Origin of the sequence: Caulobacter sp. BE254 (assembly GCF_031457295.1) — a bacterium.
In the GTDB taxonomy this organism is placed as follows: domain Bacteria; phylum Pseudomonadota; class Alphaproteobacteria; order Caulobacterales; family Caulobacteraceae; genus Caulobacter.
The window spans coordinates 259,894-277,217 of record NZ_JAVDWJ010000006.1 but is presented as its reverse complement, the minus strand read 5'-3'; the positions used below and the strand labels follow the sequence as shown (position 1 = coordinate 277,217).

The window sequence follows — 17,324 nt, the reverse complement described above, 5'->3', positions numbered from 1 at the left end:
CCTACCGCGTCGGGACCGGGTGCTCGCCGCGGTAGTCGTAGAAGCCGCGGCCGGCCTTCTTGCCCAGCCAGCCGGCCTCGACATACTTCACCAGCAGCGGGCAGGGGCGGTACTTGCTGTCGGCCAGGCCCTCATGCAGCACGTTCATGATGCTGAGCACGGTGTCCAGGCCGATGAAGTCGCCCAGCTCCAGCGGGCCCATCGGGTGGTTGGCGCCGAGCTTCATGGCGGTGTCGATGGCGTCGACCGTGCCCACGCCCTCGTACAGGGTGTAGATCGCCTCGTTGATCATCGGCACCAGCACGCGGTTGACGATGAAGGCCGGGAAGTCCTCGGCGTTGGAGGTGATCTTGCCCAGCGACTTGGCGAAGGCCACGGCCCGCTCGTAGGTCGGCACGTCGGTGGCGATGCCGCGGATGATCTCGACCAGCTTCATCAGCGGGACCGGGTTCATGAAGTGCAGGCCGATGAACCGCTCGGGGCGGTCGGTGGCGCTGGCCAGGCGGGTGATCGAGATCGACGAGGTGTTCGAGGCCAGCAGGGTGTCGGGGCCCAGGTGGGGCTGCAGGCCGCGGAAGATCGACTTCTTGACCTCCTCGTTCTCGGTCGCCGCCTCGATGGCCAGGTCGGTCGCGCCGATCAGGGCCAGGTCCTCGGCGGCGGTGATCCGCGCCAGGGCCGCGCTCATGGCCGCCTCGTCGATGATGCCGCGATGCACCTGGCGGGCCAGGTTCTTCTCGATCAGGGCCAGACCGGCCTCGATGCGCTCGCGCGAGACGTCGTGCAGGCGCACGTCATAGCCGCCCAGGGCGACGACATGAGCGATGCCCGACCCCATCTGGCCGGCGCCGATCACGCCGACCGTCTTGATATCCGTCATTCAGACAAGCCTTGTTCGAGGCGGGGCAAGGCGTCACGCGCCCGGCCCGGAGTTCATGCCTGCTTTTCTAGCACGAGCAACCCCACAGTCGCCAAGGCTTTGCTGCGACGCAGCGGAAACGGGGTCCGAGCTCCATGTCAGGGTTGCAAATCAAGCCGCTGTCCCGGAAAGCGCGTGGATAGACCTTGCGAGGCTTCCGGGAGGGCGACAAGGGGAGATAGGCTGCGACCCATGACCCTCGCGCGCCTCTCCCGTCGTCACGCCCTGGCCCTGGTCGCCTCGGCCGCCGCCGCCCCGGCCTTCGCCGCCGAAACCGCCCCTGAGGACTGGAAGGCCCTTGCCGCCGACGTCCGCGCCGAGTTCCAGTGGGCCTGGCGCGGCTATGTCGCCAAGGCCTGGGGCAAGGACGAGATCAATCCGGTCAGCGGCACGTCGTCGTCGTTCTTCGTCGAGGGCCACGACCTGGGCCTGTCGCTGGTCGAGGCGCTGGACACCCTGTGGATCATGGGGCTGGACGCCGAGTTCCAGGCGGGGGTCGACTGGGTCAGGACCAGTCTCGACTTCGATGTCGACGGCGACGCCCAGGTGTTCGAGACCAATATCCGCCTGGTCGGCGGCCTGCTGTCGGCCCATCTGGCTTGCGGCGACCCCGTGCTGCTGGCCAAGGCCCGCGACCTGGCCGACCGCCTGGCCAAGGCCTTCGCGGCCTCGCCCCACGGCCTGCCCTGGCGCTATGTGAACCTGCGCACCGGCGCGGTCCGCGACCCGGAGACCAACCTGGCCGAGATCGGCACCTACCTGTCCGAGTTCGGGGTGCTGAGCCGGCTGACCGGCGAGCGCAAGTATTTCGGCATGGCCAAGCGGGCCATGCGCCACGCCCTGGACCGCCGCTCGAAGATCGGCCTGATGGCCGCCAACATCCACGCCACGACCGGCGACTTCACCAGCCGCAACGCCAGCATCGACGTCTATGCCGACAGCTTCTACGAATATCTGTGGGACGCCTGGGAGCTGTTTGGCGACGCCGACTGCAAGCGCTGGGCGGTCGAATGCGTCGACGCCCAGTTGGCCCACCAGGCCCGGCGCTACGACGGCCGGCTGTGGTTCCCGATGGTCGACTTCGAGACCGGGGCGGTGACCTCCACGGCCCAGAGCGAGCTGGCCGCCTACTATGCCGGCCTGTTGGGCCAGGTCGGGCGCAAGGCCCAGGGCGACGACTACCTGGCCTCGTTCACCTATCTTCAGCAGAGGTTCGGGGTGATCCCGGAATCGATCGACGTGACCACGGCCCAGCCACGCCGCAAGGCCACCGGCCTGCGCCCGGAATATCCCGACGCCTGCCTGAACCTGTGGCTGGGCGACCGCGACGAGCGCTACCGGAAGCTGGCCGCCATCCACTATCGCCAGATGAAGGCCACCAGCCGCGCCGCCTTCGGCTACACGGCCCTGAAGGACATCACCACCCGGCCGATGACCCAGGGCGACAACTGCCCCGGCTACTGGTGGTCCGAGCAGATGAAGTACTACTACCTGCTGTTCTCCGACACGCCGCGCATCGATTACGCCCAGCTGCAGCTGAGCACCGAGGCCAACGTGCTGCGCGGGTTCGCGAAGGGATAGGCCAGACGCAGGAACGGCCGGGCGACGCGCGCTGCATGGATCACGGGAGGCGACGGGGCGGGTCGCTGTCACGCTGTTTTTACAAGTGATTATATTTTCATGAGCAAAAACCTGTTTGTCGCTCTTCCGCCGTTCGACTAGCTTTCCGTTCCAGGGGCGCTCCCCCGGGAGGAAACATGAGCGAAACAAGATCGGGCGGCGCGACGCGCCGAGTCCTGCTGAAGACCGGCGTCGCCATGAGCGCCCTGGCCGCCGTGCCGGTCGGGCCCGCCCTGGCCTCGGTCGCCGCGGCCGACCTGACCCTGCCAATGGATGGCGGAACGCTTGAACTCTTCGCGCTCAGCGATCGCGCGGTCAGGGTCCGCTTCAGCCGCCGGACGTCCTCGCCCCCGATGCGAATGCCGGAAATCGTCCAGCGACGGCCCAAGCCAAGCCGGCCGGAAATCACCCGGTCGTCCGCTGCGACCCTCTTCGCCCTGCCGGAAATCCGCTGCCGGATCGACGCCGAAGCCGGGACCCTCCACTTCCAGGATCGCGCCGGGCGGCCGCTTCTCGACGAAGCGGCGGGCGGCCGGGCCGTCACGCCGTCGGACGTGCGGGGCCACCCGACCGTCGCGGCGTCGCAGGCCTTCGCCTCCCCGCCCGACGAGCGCCTCTACGGCACGGGTTGCTTCCAGGACGGCGCCCTCGACCTGCGCGGCCTCCCGCGGCGCCTGACACAGGTGAACACCCAGATCAGCCTGCCCTTCGTGCTCTCCAGCCGCGGCTATGGCCTGCTCTGGCACAACACCGGCCTTTCGGAGCTGAACCCGCCCCGAAATCTGCTGCGGCTGGAGAAGGTCGAGACGGCCGCCGAGGCGAAGGAGGTCGATGTCACCACCTCGACCGGCGGGGCGAAGGTCACCCGACGCCCGGCGACGTTCGAGGGGCGCTTCTCTGTCCCGACCGGCGGGGCCCATGCGCTGCTGCTCGATGTCGGCCAGGCCATGGCCTCGCGGTACTATCTGGAGATCGACGGCAAGATCGTCTGCGACTTCGCCAATCCGTGGTTGCCGCCCACCACCAGCCTGCGGCTGGAGCTGTCGGCCGGCGAACACCACGTGCGGGTCATCGGCGCCAGCCAGGATGCGCCGACGCTGCACTACGGCCCCGTCACGCCGACCACCGTCTGGCGCTCGCCCGTCGCGGACGCCATCGACTATGTCGTCATCGCCGGCCCCAGCGCCGACGAGGTGATGGAAGGCTACCGGGAAATCCTCGGGCCGACCCCGCTGTTTCCGCGGTGGGCCTACGGCTACATCCACTGCCGCGAGCGGTTCGAGTCGTCGGCCGAGATCCTGGAGAACGCCCGCGAGTTCCGGAACCGGAAGATCCCCGTCGACGTGATGGTCCAGGACTGGCTGTACTGGGGCAAGCACGGCTGGAACGCCATGCGCTTCGACGAGACGCGCTATCCCGATCCCGCCGGCCTGGTGCGCGATCTGCACGCCATGGACCTGCGCCTGATGCTGTCGGTCTGGTCCAAGGTCGACCGCAAGGCGGAGCTGGGCCAGGAGATCGCCGCGCGCGGTTTCTACATCCAGAACACCGATTGGGTCGATTTCTTCAATCCGAAGGCGGCGGCGTTCTATGGCGAGAGCCAGAACCGGCGGCTGACCTCGCTCGGCATCGACGCCTGGTGGCAGGACGCGACCGAGCCGGAGAACGACGACCTGCGCGACCGCGACACGGCCGCCGGCCCGGGCGAGCGCGTGCGGATGACCTACGCGCTGCAAGTCTCGCGCACGGTCTACGAGACGCAGCGCAAGGCGTTCCCGGAGAAGCGGGTGATGATCCTGACCCGATCGGCCTTTCCCGGGCAGCAGCAGTTCGCCGCCGCCACCTGGTCGGGCGATATCGGCAACGATTGGGAGACGCTGAAGCGGCAGGTTCCGGCGGGCCTCAACATGGCCGCCGCGGGCTATCCCTATTGGACCGTGGACGCCGGCGGTTTCTTCCGGCCCGGTGACGGCCAGTACACCGATCCGGCCTATCACGAGCGGTTCCTGCGCTGGCTGCAGTACGCGACCTTTCTGCCCTTGCAGCGGGTGCACGGCTATCAGACCAAGACCGAGATCTGGCGCTACGGCGACCAGGTCGAGCGGATCGGCAAGCAGTATATCGAGCTGCGCTACAAGCTTCTGCCCTATATCTATTCCATGGCCGCCGACACCTGGCGCACCGGCGCGCCGCTGCTTCGGCCGCTGGTGTTCGACTTCCCCGCCGACGCCCGGGCGCTGGACGAGAGCCACAGCTACATGTTCGGCCGGGCGCTGCACGTCGCGCCGGTGCTCGAGGCCGGCGTCGGCGAGTGGCCGGTCTATCTGCCGCCGACGCCGGGCGGCTGGCACGACTTCTGGACGGGCGAGCGGCGCGAGGGCGGCCGCAGCCATGTCGTTCCAGCCCCCGTCGACCGCATTCCCGTGCACGTCCGGGCCGGCGGCGTCGTCCCGATGGGGCCGATAACCCAGTCCACCGCCGAGAGCATCCGCAACCGCCTCGAACTGCACGTCTTCGCCGGCGCCGACGGCGTGGCGACGCTGCACGAGGACGCCGGCCTCGACTATGGCTACGAGCGGGGCGACTTCGCCATGGTCTCCTGCCGTTGGCGCGACGCGGACCGGACGCTCGAGCTCCGGCGGTCGGGCAGGCCGAACGCGGCCTATGCGTCCGATCGCTTCGACGTCGTGCTGCACGGCCCCGAGTCCGGCCAGGTGCGTCGTGCTCCGGTGACCCTGGAGCGCGGCCATGGAAAGGCGTCCTTCCCGTGACCACGGCGGCCGGTCGGCGCGACGCCGCGGCTACCCCGCCAGGAACGCCGCCAGCGCCGTGATCGTCTCCGCCCCCGGGGTCTCGATGGTCGGCACGTGGCCGCCGGGGCTGGACAGGAACGGCAGGCCCTCGGCGGCGGCGAAGGCCCGCATCGGCGGGGCGTAGGCGTCCTGGTCGCCGTTCCACAGCAGCACCGGGAAGTCGCCGTCCAGCACCGCCTCGCGCGCCCCGTCCAGCTGGGCCAGGGCCCCGAAACAGGCGCGCATGGCCGGCCCCACCTCGGGCGTCACCCAGGCGACCAGCGCCGGGGCGGTGGCGCGGGCGAAGGCCCAGAACAGGTCGAAGGTCAGCGGCCCGCTCGGGGTCTTGGGAACGCCGTTCAGCAGGTCCCAGCCGCCGACCACCAGGCGCGAGACCTTCTCCGGATAATGGCGGGCCAGGCCCACCGCCATCCAGGCGCCCATCGAATAGCCGAGTACGGCGGCCTTCGGCTCGCCCAGGGCGTCGATCACCGCCGCCAGGTCGCCGGCCCGCTGGTCCTGGGCGTAGAGGGCCGGGTCGACGGGCTTGTCGCTCCGGCCATGGCCCAGGGAATCGACGCAGGCGACGCGATGACGGCCGGCCAGGGCCTCGACCACGCCGTTGGCCGTCCAGCTGGCTGCGTCCATGAACAGGCCGTGCTGCAGGACGACCAGCGGCCCCTCGCCCTCGACCGTGTAGTGGATGCGCTGGCCGCGGTGGGTGACGAAGGGCATCGAGGGCTCCACGGGATGCTCGGGGCCTGACCGCTAGCGCAGGATTCCGCGCCGGACCATCGCAAAATCAAGCGGCTCGAGCGCGGGCAAGCCAGGGCCGAGCCAGGCCTGCCTCGGCCAGATAGGCCTCCAGCCGCGCGCCGTCGCCAGCGGCGAGGATCGCCGCGACGTAGCCGTCGGGGCGGACCAGCGCCAGGTCGCCGTCGGCCAGGCCGTAGGTCGCGCCCAGCGTGTCGTCCGGATCCTGGAAGGCGCCGTCGGTCCCGACCGTGTGGACGCGCAGGCCGGGGCGGGGCGGCGGCAGGCGCGCCGGGTCGGCGGATCGGGCGATCAGGGTCCAGTGCGGGCCGGCGAACAGGTCGAACAGCCGTACGGGACGTCCGGCCGCGCCGCGCAGCAGGCCGTCGGGCGCGCGGTCGCCGGGGCGCAGGGCGCCGTCTGGCCGGTTCGCATCCGGGGCCAAGGCCAGGGACGAGGACCGGTAGCCCAGGTCCAGCTGGTGCACCTCGCGGCCGCGCTTCATGTCGCCCCGCCCGGCCTTGTCCAGCAGGTCCGTGGCTAGGCCCAGCATGGCGGCGGCGATCGGCCGGCGCTCCTCTTCGTAGGTGTCGAGCAGGGCGTCGGGCGCGCCGGCCAGCACCGCCGCCAGCTTCCAGCCCAGGGTGTAGGCGTCCTGCAGGCTGGTGTTCAGGCCCTGGCCGCCAGTCGGCGGATGGATGTGGGCGGCGTCGCCCATCAGCAGCACGCGGCCCACGCGGTAGCGGTCGGCCAGGCGGGCGTTCATGCCGTAGGCCGAGGCCCAGGCGACGCTTCGCACCGTCAGCCCGCCGGTCGGCCAGCGCGCGTCGACGAAGGCCTGCAGGCCGGCTACGGACAGGTCGATGTCGCTCCCTTCGCCTTCCGGCGGGATCGGCGCCTGCAGCTGGAACAGGCCGGTGCGGGGCAGGGGGCAGAAGCTGATCTGCCGGCTCATCTCGCCCTCGGCGGATCGGTGCCAGGCGTCGCGCGACAGGCCGTCCAGCTCGAGGTCGGCGACGACGGCCCGCACGCCCAGGGTCTGGCCGGGGAAGCCGATCCCGAGCGCCCGGCGCACGAACGAGCGGCCGCCGTCGCCGCCCACCAGGTAGCGGCAGCGGATCGTCTCGATCCCCTCCGGTCCGGCCACCGTGGCCGTGACGCCCTCGACGTCCTGGGTAAAGCTCGTCAGCTCGCGTCCGTACTCGACCGCGCCGCCCAGTTCGGCCAGGCGCTCGCGTAGCACCGCCTCGGTGCGGAACTGCGGGACCATCAGCGGCATGCGGTAGGGCTCCTCGACGGTCGGCGGGGCGAGGGCTATCTCCTGGCTGTCGACGCAGGTCCCGTCGGCGCGGTGCAGCCGTTGCGGCGGGTAGAGGCCGCCGGCCGCGACCATGCGGTCGAGGACGCCCAGGTCCTCGAACACCTCCTGGGTGCGGGGCTGGATCCCCTTGCCGCGCGAGCCGGCGAACGGGGCCGGCAACCGGTCGACCAGCCGCAGCGAAACGCCGCGCCGGGCCAGGTCGATGGCCAGGGTCAGGCCGGCCGCGCCGGCGCCGCAGATCAGGACCTCGATGGCCGCTTGCTTGTTCATGGTCGCCTCGATATGTGTGTATTGCGCACACATATCGAGGTCGCCGGACACGTGTCAACAAATAACGTGCAAAATACACACATCTTGCAGGCCATGCCGCAGCTGCACCGGTCGCTGATCGACATCGTCAGCGCCCTGAACCGGCCCGAGAACGACGCGGCCATGCTGGAAAAGGCGGGGCTGTCGCTGGAGCGCGCCCTGTTCCCGCTGCTGGTGCTGGTCGAGCGGCTGGGGCCGATCGGGGTGGTCGACCTGGCCGGGCGGGTGGGGCGCGACCACACTACGGTCAGCCGCCAGGTGGCGCGGCTGGAGGAACTGGGCCTGGTCCGGCGCCGGGCCAGCCAGGCCGACCGCCGGGTCCGCGAGGCGGTGATCACCCCCCAGGGCAAGACGGCCACCGACGCGGTCGACGCGGCGCGCGGGCGCATGGCGCTGGCGCTGTTCAGCGACTGGAGCCCGGGCGAGTTCGACGACCTGGTGCGGCTGATGCGCAAGTTCGCCGACGGCATGAACGCGGCGACGGAGGGGTAGGCGCCATTCCTCCCCCTGTGGGGGAGGTGTCGGCGAAGCCGACGGAAGGGGGAGTGATCGGAAGACGACTGCTCCCCGGATTGGCGATCCCAATCCTCCCCCCACCGATCGCTTCGCGATCGCCTCCCCCACAGGGGGAGGGCCTGCCAACCTACCCCCGCAACTCCGCCGTCTCGGCCAGGAACCAGTCGCGCAGCTTCAGGATCCGCGCCAGTTTCGGACTGTCGGCCCGCCAGACGAAGTGGTTGCCGGTCTCGACCGCCACCTCGCCGGAGAACGGGCGGACCAGGCGGCCCTCGCGCAGGTCGCGCTCGGCCAGGCCGCTGCGGGCCAGGGCCACGCCCACCCCGTGGGCGGCGGTGTCCAGCATCAGGGCGGTGTCCTCGAAGCCCAGGCCCTGCTGGCGCGGGGCCTCGTCGACCCCCATGGCCGTCAGCCACATCGACCACGGCAGGCCCACGTGGCGCAGCAAGGGGACGTCCAGCAGGTCGCGCGGCTCGCGGATCGGGTGACGGATCAGGAAGTCGGGGCTGCAGACCGGGAAGATCCGCTCGATCATCAGGGTGACGGCCTCGACGCCCGGCCAGGCGCCCATGCCGAAGCGCAGGGCGATGTCGACGCCGTCGGTGGTCAGGTCGGCCACCCGGTCCTCGGCGCGGACGATCAGGTCGGGCTCGTCGGTCTCGCGGGCCAGCCGCTCCAGGCGGGTGACCAGCCAGCGGCTGGCGAAGGCGGCGCCGCTGCTGATCACCAGCGGCCCGCGCGCCGCCAGCCGGGCCTCGTCGACCCCGGCGCGCAGCGTCGCCAAGGCCGCTGTCACCTGGTCGGCCAGGCGTTGGCCGGTGGCGGTGGGGACCATGGCGTTGCCCTGGCGCACGAACAGCTTGGTCCCCAGCTCGTCCTCCAGCTTGCGGATCTGCTGGCTGACCGCGCCGTGGGTGACGAACAGCTCTCGCGCCGCGCGGCTGTAGCTGCGGTGGCGGGCGGCGGCCTCCAGGGCGGTCAGGGTCAGGAACGGCGGCAGGCGCATGGGGACTTCAGCTTGTTAGTCTGGCTGACAAGCTCGCGCAGATACCATCGTTCGTAAAGCCCGCACGGAAAGGGCATCTTGCAGGGGTAAGGCCGATGCGGCCGAAACCCATGCTCACAGGTGCTCCGATGAAACTGCTTCTGATCTCCGGCGTCGCCGTGCTGTCCTTCCTGTTCGCCTCGGTCGACAAACTGTCGGCCCCGCTGCCCGACGCCGCGACCCCCTGGGCGGCCAGCGTGCCGATCCACAGCCCGCGGTGATTACTCGATCCCATTGCGTTGTCATCCCGGACAAGCGCGCAGCGCGCCGATCCGGGACCGACGCCTGAACTCGGCGCTTCCGGCGGTCCCGGATCTTCGGCCCGCCTTCGCGGGCCTACGTCCGGGATGACAATGTTTTGAATTGGTGGGGCTTGGCCGTGCCGTCAGCGTTTCGAAGGCCGGTCTTGATCTCTCGCTCTACGGATTCGACCGAGGGCTCCCAGCCCATATCCGCTTCGATCGAACCGATGCAGCCCCAGCAATCGCCGCCGCAGTCGCTGGACAGCGGATCCGCTTCGACGCCAAGCGGACGTTTGCACATCCGGCAGATGTTTGTGCCGGTTAGGTCAGCGAGATAGGCGCGATACTGGTCCCGGGCTCGGCCCGCGCCGATGTACAAGAGCACTCCGATCATCAGGAACCCCGTCGCGGCTCCAAAGGTGATCGCCCACGCTCCAACGTCGCCAGCCTTCACCAGCCCTGGAATATTGCTGGCGAAGATCATGACGGCGCCGACCGCGAAGATCGCGCCGAAGATCCGCGCGAGCCGGAACAAGCCCAGAAAGTACATTTGCATTGCCGTGGGCTTGGCCATCGGGCTCCCTCATCCTCGCGCCGTTCTAGCGAGCAGGACGATCGTTGGTCGACAAAGAAAAAGGCCCGGGATCGCTCCCGGGCCTTTCCTGTCTTCGCTCGAAGGCGAAAACCTTACTTCCCGGCCGCCGTCAGGGCGTCCATCAGGTCCGGCACGGCGGACTTGTAGTCGGCCACCAGGCCGTAGTCGGCGATCTGGAAGATCGGGGCGTCGGCGTCCTTGTTGATCGCGACGATGATCTTGCTGTCCTTCATGCCGGCCAGGTGCTGGATGGCGCCCGAGATGCCGATGGCGATGTACAGCGCCGGGGCGACCACCTTGCCGGTCTGGCCGACCTGGTAGTCGTTGGGCGCGTAGCCGGCGTCGACCGCGGCGCGCGAGGCCCCGACGGCGGCGCCCAGCTTGTCGGCCAGGGGCTCGATGACCTTCTGGAACTCCTCGGCCGAGCCCATGGCGCGGCCGCCCGAGACGACGATCTTGGCCGCCGCCAGTTCGGGACGGTCGGACTTGACCATCTCTTCGCTGACGAAGCGGGTCTTGCCGGCGTCGACGCCGCCGACGGTCTCGACCGGGGCCGAGCCGCCTTCGCCGGCCGCCGCGAAGGCGGTGGGACGCACGGTGATCACCTTTTTGGCGTCCGAGGTCTGGACGGTCTCCAGCGCGTTGCCGGCATAGATCGGGCGCGTGAAGGTGTCGGCCGAAACGACCTCGACGATGTCGCTGATCGGGGCGACGTCCAGCTTGGCGGCGACGCGCGGGGCGAAGTTCTTGCCGCCCGAGGTGGCCGGAACCAGGATGGCGTCATAGGCGCCGGCCAGGGCCAGCACCGCGTCGGCTTCCGCCTCGGCGATCCCGTGGCCCAAGGCCTGGCTCTCGGAGACCAGCACCTTGCGGACGCCGGCGATCTTGGCGGCCTCGGCGGCGACGCCGGCCACGCCCTGGCCCAGGACCAGGATGTCGACCTCGCCCGACAGCTTCAGGGCGGCGGTGACAGTCTTGTGGGTGCCATCGCGCAGGTGCGCGTTGTCGTTATCGGCGACGACGAGAACGGCCATTACAGCACCCCCGCGGTTTTGAGCTTGGAAACGAGGTCGGCGGCGGACTCGAGCTTGACGCCGGCCGAGCGCTTGGCCGGTTCGGCCACCTTGACGACCTTGAGGCGCGGAGCGACGTCGACGCCGTAGTCGGTGACGGTCTTCTGCGCGATTTCCTTCTTCTTGGCCTTCATGATGTTGGGCAAGGAGGCGTAGCGCGGCTCGTTCAGGCGCAGGTCGGCGGTGACGACGGCCGGCAGGTCGACGTCCAGGGTCTGCAGGCCCCCGTCGACTTCGCGGGTGACCTTGGCGGTCGCGCCCGACACCTCGATGGCCGAGGCGTAGGTGGCCTGCGGCCAGCCCAGCAGGGCCGACAGCATCTGGCCCACGGCGTTGTTGTCGCCGTCGATGGCCTGCTTGCCCATCAGCACCAGCTGGGGCGCTTCCTCGGCGACCACGGCGGCCAGCAGCTTGGCCACGGCCAACGGCTCGGGATCGGCGTCGGTGGTGATCAGGATGCCGCGGTCGCCGCCCATGGCCAGGGCCGTACGGATGGTTTCCTGCGCCTGCTGCGGGCCGATCGAGACGATCACGACCTCGGTCGCGACGCCCTTTTCCTTCAGGCGGACGGCTTCCTCGACCGCGATCTCGCAGAAGGGGTTCATCGACATCTTGACGTTCGCCAGGTCGACGCCGGTCTGATCGGGCTTCACCCGGACCTTCACATTGTAATCGATAACCCGTTTGACCGGGACCAGAACCTTCATCGGTCTACGCCGCCTCCTGGCTAGTTTTTCCTGCCTGCGCCGACGGAATTAGCGCGTCCACGCAGGTTTGCAAGTTTCCCCTGACGTAAGCGTAATGCTTTCGCGATCGCTACGTTCAAACAGTCGTAGGATAGTTCGCGCCCCGCGTCTGCTGCGCCGCACACCAGGCGTATCGGCGATCGGCGCGCGGAGCGGGCGCTTTAGCCTCTGGCCAGCCACGCGGCGGGCCAGTATGAGGCGGCCCATGAAGAGCACCATCCCTCGCCTGCAGAAGATCTTCTTCGCCGTGTTCCTCGGCGCGACCCTCAGCGTCTTCTGCTTCCACTATTTCTACGTCTGGCCGCGGGACCGCTGCGTCGCGCGGGGGTCGGACTACGCCTGGGCCGGGCGCTGGATGAAGTGCGCCAAGATCTACTCGATCGAGACCCTGACCCAGCGGCCGCTCAACGTGCCGCCGATCAACACCGATCCCAAGAAGATGGAAGGGCCCCGGGCCGAGCATTCGCCGAAGAAGTAGCTTTCTTCTTCCCTCTCCCCCTCGCAAGGGGAGAAGAACGAGAGCCTACCGCGTCGCCCCCGGCTTCCACAGCACGTCGGCGGCGCCGTCGTCATTGGTCCGGCGGGCGGCGACGAACAGCAGGTCCGACAGGCGGTTCAGGTAGCGCAGGGCCGGCTCGCCGACGATCTCGCCCTCGACGGTCATCAGCTCGACCAGGCCGCGCTCGGCCCGGCGGCAGACCGTGCGGGCCACGTGCAGGGCCGCCGCGGCCGGGCTGCCGGCCGGCAGGACGAACGAGGTCAGGGGCGAGAGCCGCGCGTTGATGGCGTCGATCTCGCGCTCCAGCCGCTCGACCTGGCTGTCGACCACCCGCAGCGGCTCCCACTCGGGCTTCTCGTCCTGCTCGGGGGTGGCCAGGTCCGCGCCCAGGTCGAACAGGTCGTTCTGGATGCGCTCGAGCAGGGCGTCGAGCTCGGGGTCGGCCTTGGTGTGCTGGCGGGCCACGCCGATGAAGGCGTTGGTCTCGTCGACCCCGCCATAGGCCTCGACCCGCAGCGAAGCCTTGCTGACCGGCTGGCCGGTGGAGAGCCGCGTCAGGCCCTTGTCGCCGGTGCGGGTGTAGATGCGGTTCAGCGTCACCATCGGCGGTGTCTCTCCAGGCTGTCGAATGACAACTTGTCCTGGGACAAGTTGTCCTATCGCTATCGGTGCGATGCTGCACTCTACTCGCCTTACCGGAGCGCTTTCCCCCTAGCCGCTCCGAGACTTAGGCGTTCAGTAGCTTATGCGTTCAGCAGCTTAGGCGCGACGGCCGTTCATACCCCCGCAAGCAGGACGGCCGTCGCGTTTCAGTGGGGGTTCCCAAGCGTTCAGTGGCTTCGCCACCAGAAGGCGGCGACCAGCACCAGCACGGCCAGGAACTGCAGCGCCACGCGCAGGCGCATCAGCTTGTTGGAATAGGAACGTCCGAAATCGCCGCCCCGGAACAGGGCGTAGATGCCGACGCAAAGGGTGATCAGGACCGCGCCCAGCACGATCGGGATCAGGAAGTCGAACAAGTGGTCCATGGCCGCAAGCTAGGCGCTCGCTTCAGGCTTGGCCAGAGCGCGCCCTAATCCGGTCGCGGGCCGAGCCTAGATCGGCCCCGAGCGCCACCCCGGGTTCCATATCGCTATTCGTCGACCCTGTTCGTTGAGCGCATTTGTCGCAGTGACCGACTGCTAACGATACCATACATCCTGTAAACGTTACCATTAGACGATTCTGGTTCGGTTTTTGGGTTGCGCACCCTTGCGGCACGGGATAAACGCGCCACCTTCCAATTCAAGTGCGCGTTCGTTGAACATGATCACCTCCTCACCGCAGGTCATGTCAGCGCCCTTTTTCAGCGGGGAGGCAGGAGAAAGCAGAATGGCCCGCAGCGCCCCTATCGCCGCCGCCGACTTCTCCGCGTCCGAGCGCGAAGACGCCATGGCCGAAGTCCGCCAACTGATCACCGACCTGCGCGACGCCGCGCAGGATGGGCGCGCCCTGGCGCGCCGCTACGCCGACGTCCTGACCAACGTCGTCGACGAATATTGCATCGAATTCGAGAAGCGCGCCGAAGCCGCGCTTGCTCGCCTGGAGACCGTGGAATGAGCTTTGTATCCCTGAACATCGAGTCGCCGACTGACGCCCCCGTCAAGCTGACGCGCCGGGCCCTGGCCAAGCAGCGCACCCGCGAGCGCGTCCTGTCGGCCGCCCGCCGGCTGTTCACCGAGCGCGGCTATGAAGGCGCGACCATCCGCGACATCGCCCAGGCCGCCGGCATGTCGACCGGCGCGGTGTTCGCCAGCTTCTCGGACAAGAGCGAGCTGTTCGACGAGATCCTGACCGCCGACTACGAAGTCATCTACGCCCAGATGAAGCAGGCCAGCGTCAACGCCGCCACGGTGGAAGAGGGCGTCATCGGCATGTTCGCGGTGGCCTACGGCTTCCATGTCGAGCAACTGCCGCTGCTGCAGGCCAGCATCGCGGTGTCGTGGACCCGCTCGGAAACCGCCGAGCGCCGCAACCGTGGTCACCTCAAGCACATCTTCGCCCTGCTGAACGGCGTTCTGACCCGCGGCGTCGAGCGCGGCGAACTGAAAGGCGACGCGGACGTTAAGCTGCTCGCCGAGATCATCTGGGACGTGTATGTCGCCAACTATCGCCGGGCGATTTTCGACGCCTGGTCGGTCGAGGCACTGCTGTCGCGACTTTCGGATCAACTGAAAGTCATCCTGGCGGGCGCGCGCGCGTAAATAAGACGGCCGGGGGCGGACGCTTCTTGCCGGAGCGTCCGCCCCCGGATCAATAAAGCGACGCAGCCTATCCGGGGGGACAGTGCGTGGGCGTGAGAGACGATCAGAAGCAGGCGACGCGCGAGAAGGTGCTCGAGGCGGCGCGCGACCTGTTCAACGAGACGGGCTACGAGGAGACCACCATCCGGGCGATCGCCGAACGGGCGGGGGTCTCGGTCGGCAGCGTCTTCACCACCTTCGCCTCCAAGGCGGAGGTGCTCAGCCATGTCATGGACCGGCGCCTGGGCGAGCTCTATGCCGAGTTCGACAGGGTCGTGCCGTACCTGCGCGGCTCGACGGCGGATCGGCTGTGCTCGATCTTCGCCATCCACTACGAGTTCGAGACCCGGCGGGTGAAGCTGTTCCTGGCCCACATCGCCGCCTCCTACAGCCCCAGCCAGGACCCGGGCGTCACGCCCTACGGCCGCAACGAGCGCCTGACCGACATGCTGCGCGAGGTGCTGCAGGAAGGGATCGCGCGCGGCGACGTCCGCCCGGACCTGGATCCCCAACTGGCCATCGACGTGCTCAAGGCGACCTACGCCTGGAACTACCGCATGGCCGCCTGCCGCCAGGCCGCCGCCGCCGAGCTGTCGGCGACGATGGACAAGCAGATCCAGCTCATCGCCGAGGGGTGGCGTCCGGTTTAGCCCAGGGCGCGCAGGAGCGTCGCCGCCGCCTGCCGGAAGGGCTTGACCAGGGCCGCGACGCCGCTGGTCGTCTTGAAGACATAGATCATCGCCGCCGTCAGGCTCAGGACCAGCGCGCTCTCGACCGCCGCCGCGCCGGTCTCGGTCTTGGCGAAGGCGCGAAGGCGGCGGCGACCCCGCCCGCGTCCTTCAGCTCCACCAGGACCTCACGCAGCAGGGCGATGTTCTAGGCGCCCTGCAAGTCAGTGAGCTGGAATTCTCGCGAGGCGGGCGCGATGGGGCCAAATTTCTCTATGAAAATAGCTGCTTGATCCTCCGGCTGATAAAAGTTCTCGTCGAAAGCTTCGATGCCGAGGGCGCGCAAATAGCGGTCAAGCATCTGTGGCGTGAAGCGATCCCTTTTCAATCGGCTGGAATATTTTTCCACGTCTTCGTAGGGCTGAACCTCGCCGCTTTCTGAAAAGATCAACCCATTTCCATCATCAGCGACGAATACGGCGCGAACGGTATTCGAAAAGTCTACGACATGCGGCCTGTACAGCTCCCAGATCACCGCCAGATCCGAACTGTCCCTTGCTCCTGGGTCATAGGTCGCGCGCGCAGCTTCGCAAGAAAGCTTTTCCGCCATGTATGACAGCGGTGAAAACGCGTCGGTCCCCTGATGACCATTGTCCAGGAAAGCGGTCCAATTCGAGCGGGTAGGGATGAAGAAATATCGCCGCCGCTCAACACTGGTCAGCGGCGCCAGGCGCTGTAGGTTTGCTTCCAAGCTACCTTTGATACTTTTCGCATCAACCGAAACCCCGCGCTTGTCCTGTATAGGTCGTTGCCATTCAACAAAAAACTCCGCCGCGCGCGTGGGGCTACAGCGTATGAATCCAATCGTATCCGTGATCGGAGCGTATTTTCCGTCGAACAAGGTCTTCATCGTTCTAATATTTCCAGCTCGACGTTCCGGTCGGATCGTTCGCCCTCATCCGCGCGGTCCTGAAACCCCCTGAATCCACGATGCGCGCCGTCCTTGGCTCAGTAGTTCACCACCTTGGCGACGCCGCCCGCGTCCTTCAACTCCACCAGCACCTCACGCAGCAGCTCAACCAGGTCGCGCCCGGTCGAGGCGACGAAATAGTTGGACAGGTTGGTGATGGTCTTGGCGATATTATTGCCCCAGGGCGGCGCCTTGGACCGGTCCTCGACATCCCAGATCACCTTGCTGACCGGCAGCTTGGCCAGTTCGGCGCTGGCCTGATCCAGTTCGGCCAAGGCCGCGGCCGCGTCCGGCTGGGTCACCTCGCCCTGGTAAAGCTTGTTCATCAGCACCGGAAAGCGCGATCCCCACCCCTTCGGTTCGAGATTGCCCGAGATCGTCGAGAAGAACGCGTGGAAGAAATCGCCCGTGCCGACTTCGTCGATGATGCTTCCAAGTTCGATGCCGACCGTCATGCCTTTACCCCCGCTGTCATGAGGTCGATCAAGCTTGGCTTTGCCGATGCAAACGCTCACAACCAGGGCATGTCGCGCCTCGATCAGTCGTAATAGCCTGACCGGAAGGCGATCACACTTTCAACCGGCGCCGAAGGGTCGTCCTTCGCCAATGAGGCATAGATGCTGATCCCGAGCCCGTGGGCGATCGCACCATCCACTTCTCGTTCGATCTCGGGGTCAAGGCGCGACAGAATTGCCGTTGCCTCGTCGAGAGCAAGTCCCAGCAGGTCGAGGCTGTTGAGGGTCGGCGAAGCCGGCGGCGCGAATTCCGCGGCTTCCAGACGGCCTTCGGCGTCATAATAGCAAAACACACCTTCCGCCTCGAAATAATCGCAAGGAAACACGGCCTGCGGCGTTCTCTTGAACGATTTTGGCGTGGAGCCGATTCGAGCCCGAACCTCGCCCGGCGTCATTCCGAATTCTATGCTGCCGACACCTTTGAGTGGCGAAACGGGGAACTCCATCACCGATATCCCT

General features: G+C 68.0%; 20 protein-coding genes. 8 read left to right on the top strand and 12 right to left on the bottom strand.

Features of this window, described 5'->3' with window-relative positions:
• Position 1: 1 nt before the first annotated feature.
• The gene (locus J2X41_RS13620; RefSeq protein ID WP_310082488.1) at positions 2-880 is read right to left on the bottom strand and encodes a 3-hydroxybutyryl-CoA dehydrogenase; all 879 of its coding nucleotides are present in this window, start codon (positions 878-880) and stop codon (positions 2-4) included.
• Positions 881-1,111: 231 nt separating this feature from the next.
• Here J2X41_RS13620 and J2X41_RS13615 point away from each other — a divergent pair, with 231 nt between their 5' ends.
• Together J2X41_RS13615 and J2X41_RS13610 are read left to right on the top strand one after the other, a co-directional pair.
• On the top strand, positions 1,112-2,500 hold the full coding sequence (locus tag J2X41_RS13615; RefSeq protein WP_310082487.1) for a glycoside hydrolase family 47 protein: 1,389 nt from the start codon (positions 1,112-1,114) through the stop codon (positions 2,498-2,500).
• Positions 2,501-2,676: 176 nt separating this feature from the next.
• Positions 2,677-5,310 (top strand): TIM-barrel domain-containing protein, encoded by a 2,634-nt coding sequence (locus tag J2X41_RS13610; protein WP_310082486.1) that lies wholly within the window; start codon positions 2,677-2,679, stop codon positions 5,308-5,310.
• Positions 5,311-5,340: 30 nt separating this feature from the next.
• Here J2X41_RS13610 and J2X41_RS13605 read toward each other — a convergent pair whose 3' ends face one another.
• Both J2X41_RS13605 and J2X41_RS13600 read right to left on the bottom strand, forming a co-directional pair.
• Positions 5,341-6,066: an alpha/beta hydrolase gene (locus tag J2X41_RS13605; protein WP_310082485.1), complete on the bottom strand. Its 726-nt coding sequence runs from the start codon at positions 6,064-6,066 to the stop codon at positions 5,341-5,343.
• A gap of 67 nt (positions 6,067-6,133) precedes the next feature.
• Entirely contained in the window at positions 6,134-7,675 is a 1,542-nt protein-coding gene (locus tag J2X41_RS13600) for an FAD-dependent oxidoreductase (RefSeq protein ID WP_310082484.1), read from the bottom strand.
• A gap of 66 nt (positions 7,676-7,741) precedes the next feature.
• Here J2X41_RS13600 and J2X41_RS13595 point away from each other — a divergent pair, with 66 nt between their 5' ends.
• Positions 7,742-8,206 carry a MarR family transcriptional regulator gene (locus tag J2X41_RS13595; RefSeq protein ID WP_310082483.1) on the top strand — a complete coding sequence of 155 codons (465 nt, stop codon included), beginning with the start codon at positions 7,742-7,744 and terminating at the stop codon, positions 8,204-8,206.
• A gap of 151 nt (positions 8,207-8,357) precedes the next feature.
• On the opposite strand, the gene J2X41_RS13590 is transcribed toward J2X41_RS13595, so the two are convergent.
• Entirely contained in the window at positions 8,358-9,236 is an 879-nt protein-coding gene (locus tag J2X41_RS13590; protein WP_310082482.1) for a LysR substrate-binding domain-containing protein, read from the bottom strand.
• A gap of 128 nt (positions 9,237-9,364) precedes the next feature.
• On the opposite strand from J2X41_RS13590, the gene J2X41_RS13585 reads away from it, so the two are divergent.
• Positions 9,365-9,496 (top strand): hypothetical protein, encoded by a 132-nt coding sequence (locus tag J2X41_RS13585; protein WP_310082481.1) that lies wholly within the window; start codon positions 9,365-9,367, stop codon positions 9,494-9,496.
• Between the two features lie 115 nt (positions 9,497-9,611).
• Here the strand turns inward: J2X41_RS13585 and J2X41_RS13580 are convergent, their stop codons facing one another.
• The 3 genes from J2X41_RS13580 to J2X41_RS13570 form a co-directional block, all read right to left on the bottom strand.
• Positions 9,612-10,091, bottom strand: a complete 480-nt coding sequence (locus J2X41_RS13580) for a hypothetical protein (protein ID WP_310082480.1) — start codon at positions 10,089-10,091, stop codon at positions 9,612-9,614.
• A 113-nt stretch (positions 10,092-10,204) separates the two neighbouring features.
• Positions 10,205-11,146, bottom strand: coding sequence for an electron transfer flavoprotein subunit alpha/FixB family protein (locus tag J2X41_RS13575; RefSeq protein ID WP_310082479.1), 942 nt, complete (start codon positions 11,144-11,146; stop codon positions 10,205-10,207).
• Complete coding sequence (locus J2X41_RS13570) at positions 11,146-11,892, bottom strand: electron transfer flavoprotein subunit beta/FixA family protein (RefSeq protein ID WP_310082478.1); 747 nt, start codon at positions 11,890-11,892, stop codon at positions 11,146-11,148. The genes J2X41_RS13575 and J2X41_RS13570 overlap by 1 nt, the downstream gene beginning before the upstream one ends.
• A gap of 244 nt (positions 11,893-12,136) precedes the next feature.
• Between J2X41_RS13570 and J2X41_RS13565 the strand changes: the two genes are divergently transcribed.
• Positions 12,137-12,409, top strand: a complete 273-nt coding sequence (locus tag J2X41_RS13565) for a hypothetical protein (protein WP_310082477.1) — start codon at positions 12,137-12,139, stop codon at positions 12,407-12,409.
• 45 nt (positions 12,410-12,454) lie between these two features.
• Here J2X41_RS13565 and J2X41_RS13560 read toward each other — a convergent pair whose 3' ends face one another.
• Entirely contained in the window at positions 12,455-13,033 is a 579-nt protein-coding gene (locus tag J2X41_RS13560) for a cob(I)yrinic acid a,c-diamide adenosyltransferase (RefSeq protein ID WP_310082476.1), read from the bottom strand.
• A 227-nt stretch (positions 13,034-13,260) separates the two neighbouring features.
• Positions 13,261-13,458 (bottom strand): twin transmembrane helix small protein, encoded by a 198-nt coding sequence (locus J2X41_RS13555; protein ID WP_310082475.1) that lies wholly within the window; start codon positions 13,456-13,458, stop codon positions 13,261-13,263.
• Positions 13,459-13,801: 343 nt separating this feature from the next.
• Between J2X41_RS13555 and J2X41_RS13550 the strand changes: the two genes are divergently transcribed.
• The 3 genes from J2X41_RS13550 (at position 13,802) to J2X41_RS13540 (ending at position 15,362) form a co-directional block, all read left to right on the top strand.
• On the top strand, positions 13,802-14,029 hold the full coding sequence (locus J2X41_RS13550; protein ID WP_310082474.1) for a hypothetical protein: 228 nt from the start codon (positions 13,802-13,804) through the stop codon (positions 14,027-14,029).
• Entirely contained in the window at positions 14,026-14,673 is a 648-nt protein-coding gene (locus J2X41_RS13545; RefSeq protein WP_310082473.1) for a TetR/AcrR family transcriptional regulator, read from the top strand. The genes J2X41_RS13550 and J2X41_RS13545 overlap by 4 nt, the downstream gene beginning before the upstream one ends.
• Positions 14,674-14,759: 86 nt before the next feature.
• On the top strand, positions 14,760-15,362 hold the full coding sequence (locus J2X41_RS13540) for a TetR/AcrR family transcriptional regulator (RefSeq protein WP_310082472.1): 603 nt from the start codon (positions 14,760-14,762) through the stop codon (positions 15,360-15,362).
• A gap of 226 nt (positions 15,363-15,588) precedes the next feature.
• On the opposite strand, the gene J2X41_RS13535 is transcribed toward J2X41_RS13540, so the two are convergent.
• From J2X41_RS13535 to J2X41_RS13525, 3 genes are all read right to left on the bottom strand, one after another.
• Positions 15,589-16,290 (bottom strand): hypothetical protein, encoded by a 702-nt coding sequence (locus tag J2X41_RS13535; RefSeq protein ID WP_310082471.1) that lies wholly within the window; start codon positions 16,288-16,290, stop codon positions 15,589-15,591.
• Between the two features lie 98 nt (positions 16,291-16,388).
• Positions 16,389-16,805 carry an Imm70 family immunity protein gene (locus tag J2X41_RS13530; protein WP_310082470.1) on the bottom strand — a complete coding sequence of 139 codons (417 nt, stop codon included), beginning with the start codon at positions 16,803-16,805 and terminating at the stop codon, positions 16,389-16,391.
• An 83-nt stretch (positions 16,806-16,888) separates the two neighbouring features.
• Entirely contained in the window at positions 16,889-17,311 is a 423-nt protein-coding gene (locus tag J2X41_RS13525) for a hypothetical protein (RefSeq protein WP_310082469.1), read from the bottom strand.
• Between the last annotated feature and the right edge of the window lie 13 nt (positions 17,312-17,324).

Coding starts and splice junctions, on each gene's coding strand:
- J2X41_RS13620 (WP_310082488.1), bottom strand. CDS start 880: ATGACGGATATCAAGACGGTCGGCGTGATCGGCGCCGGCCAGATGGGG.
- J2X41_RS13615 (WP_310082487.1), top strand. CDS start 1,112: ATGACCCTCGCGCGCCTCTCCCGTCGTCACGCCCTGGCCCTGGTCGCC.
- J2X41_RS13610 (WP_310082486.1), top strand. CDS start 2,677: ATGAGCGAAACAAGATCGGGCGGCGCGACGCGCCGAGTCCTGCTGAAG.
- J2X41_RS13605 (WP_310082485.1), bottom strand. CDS start 6,066: ATGCCCTTCGTCACCCACCGCGGCCAGCGCATCCACTACACGGTCGAG.
- J2X41_RS13600 (WP_310082484.1), bottom strand. CDS start 7,675: ATGAACAAGCAAGCGGCCATCGAGGTCCTGATCTGCGGCGCCGGCGCG.
- J2X41_RS13590 (WP_310082482.1), bottom strand. CDS start 9,236: ATGCGCCTGCCGCCGTTCCTGACCCTGACCGCCCTGGAGGCCGCCGCC.
- J2X41_RS13585 (WP_310082481.1), top strand. CDS start 9,365: ATGAAACTGCTTCTGATCTCCGGCGTCGCCGTGCTGTCCTTCCTGTTC.
- J2X41_RS13580 (WP_310082480.1), bottom strand. CDS start 10,091: ATGGCCAAGCCCACGGCAATGCAAATGTACTTTCTGGGCTTGTTCCGG.
- J2X41_RS13575 (WP_310082479.1), bottom strand. CDS start 11,146: ATGGCCGTTCTCGTCGTCGCCGATAACGACAACGCGCACCTGCGCGAT.
- J2X41_RS13570 (WP_310082478.1), bottom strand. CDS start 11,892: ATGAAGGTTCTGGTCCCGGTCAAACGGGTTATCGATTACAATGTGAAG.
- J2X41_RS13565 (WP_310082477.1), top strand. CDS start 12,137: ATGAAGAGCACCATCCCTCGCCTGCAGAAGATCTTCTTCGCCGTGTTC.
- J2X41_RS13560 (WP_310082476.1), bottom strand. CDS start 13,033: ATGGTGACGCTGAACCGCATCTACACCCGCACCGGCGACAAGGGCCTG.
- J2X41_RS13555 (WP_310082475.1), bottom strand. CDS start 13,458: ATGGACCACTTGTTCGACTTCCTGATCCCGATCGTGCTGGGCGCGGTC.
- J2X41_RS13550 (WP_310082474.1), top strand. CDS start 13,802: ATGGCCCGCAGCGCCCCTATCGCCGCCGCCGACTTCTCCGCGTCCGAG.
- J2X41_RS13545 (WP_310082473.1), top strand. CDS start 14,026: ATGAGCTTTGTATCCCTGAACATCGAGTCGCCGACTGACGCCCCCGTC.
- J2X41_RS13535 (WP_310082471.1), bottom strand. CDS start 16,290: ATGAAGACCTTGTTCGACGGAAAATACGCTCCGATCACGGATACGATT.
- J2X41_RS13530 (WP_310082470.1), bottom strand. CDS start 16,805: ATGACGGTCGGCATCGAACTTGGAAGCATCATCGACGAAGTCGGCACG.
- J2X41_RS13525 (WP_310082469.1), bottom strand. CDS start 17,311: ATGGAGTTCCCCGTTTCGCCACTCAAAGGTGTCGGCAGCATAGAATTC.